The organism is Pseudomonas sp. CM25, from assembly GCF_013179705.1.
Taxonomy (GTDB): domain Bacteria; phylum Pseudomonadota; class Gammaproteobacteria; order Pseudomonadales; family Pseudomonadaceae; genus Aquipseudomonas.
The window spans coordinates 1-1561 of record NZ_JABMCW010000617.1 but is presented as its reverse complement, the minus strand read 5'-3'; the positions used below and the strand labels follow the sequence as shown (position 1 = coordinate 1561).

Annotated in this window: 1 protein-coding gene and 1 pseudogene; both read right to left on the bottom strand. The window is 66.3% G+C overall.

Going from position 1 to position 1561, the window contains the following annotated elements; translation table 11 throughout:
* On the bottom strand, positions 1-1224 hold a 1224-nt coding region (locus tag HP546_RS30040; RefSeq protein WP_172233467.1), incomplete at its 3' end, for an aldehyde dehydrogenase (NADP(+)).
* A gap of 134 nt (positions 1225-1358) precedes the next feature.
* Positions 1359-1561 (bottom strand): annotated as a pseudogene (locus HP546_RS30035) (Putrescine importer PuuP); the annotation flags it as partial.

The following is a 1561-nucleotide window of genomic DNA, read 5'->3' as shown; positions in this document are numbered from 1 at the left end:
CAATGCCCGTGCATCGGCCACTTCCACCACCACGGTGGTCGGGCCGAACACTTCTTCCTGCAGCAGCGGGTCACCGTTCAGCAGCAGGCTTACATCGGCCTTGAACAACTGCGGCTGGGCCTGCTGGCCGGTTTGCGGTTGCCCGGCCAGGTGCTGGACGCCCGGGTGTGCCAACAAGTGCTGCACGCCGGTCTGATAACTGCGCAGGGTGCCGGCGTTGAGCATGGTCTGTGGACCCTGGTCGGCCATATGGGCTGTCAGCGTTTGCACGAAGTGCTCGAACTGCGGCGACTTGATGCCCACCACCAGGCCCGGGTTGGTGCAGAACTGCCCGCAACCCAGCACCACCGAAGCGGCCAGCTCGCTGGCCACTTGCTCACCACGAACCTGCAGCGCCTGGGGCAGGACGATGACCGGGTTGATGCTGCTCATTTCGGCGAACACCGGGATCGGCTGCGGGCGGGCCGCGGCCATGTCGCACAGGGCACGGCCACCGCGTAACGAACCGGTGAAACCGACCGCCTGGATGGCCGGGTGCTTGACCAGCGCCTCACCGACCCCGGCGCCGTAGATCATGTTGAATACGCCTGCCGGCACGCCGCTGCTGGCGACTGCGCGGTCGATGGCTGCGGCCACATGGGCGGCCGTCAGCATGTGCCCGCTGTGCGCCTTGAATACTACCGGGCAGCCCGCGGCCAGCGCCGAGGCGGTGTCACCGCCTGCAGTGGAGAAGGCCAGCGGGAAGTTGCTGGCACCGAACACCGCCACCGGGCCGACGCCAATGCGGTACTGGCGCAGGTCGGGGCGAGGCAGCGGGGCACGTTGGGGCAGGGCGCGGTCGATGCGCGCAGCGTAGAAGTCGCCACGGCGCACCACTTCGGCAAACAGGCGCAGCTGGTTGCTGGTGCGGGCACGCTCACCGCGGATACGCGCTTGCGGCAGGGCGGTTTCCTGCATCACGTGCTGGATGAAGTCATCGCCCAGCGCATCCAGTTCGTTGGCGATGGCTTCAAGGAAGGCGGCGCGTTGGGCCGGGCCGGTAGCGCGGTAAGCCGGGTAGGCGGCCTCCGCAGCCAACACGGCGGCTTCGACTTCGTCGCCGGTGGCCTGATGGAAAGCGAAGGGCAGCGGTGCGCCCGTGTGGGCGTCGACGCTGTTCAGCAGCACCTCACCGTTGCCGCGGAGTTGGCCGGCGATGTGGTTCAGGCGATGTTCGATGGACATTTCGTCTCCCTTGGGCAGTGACAGTCGTTGGGCTGGGACTGTAGGGCACCCATGGGAGGCTGAATAATGATTAATGCCGATCAGGCGATAACAAATCGTTATCGCCGCACACCCAGGGCCGGATTATTCAGGCGCTAATCGGCCAGCTGCAGCTCCGGCAGCTTCACCCGAAACGCCCGGGTCAGCCCCATCAGCACCACCAGGCCCATGCCCATCCAGCACAGGCCAATGGTGAACGACAGGCTGGTCAGGCTGCTCCACAGCCACAGGGTGCTGAGAAAACCCAGGCCCGGAATCGCGCCATACAGCAGCACATTACGGCCCCCACGCAGCTTCT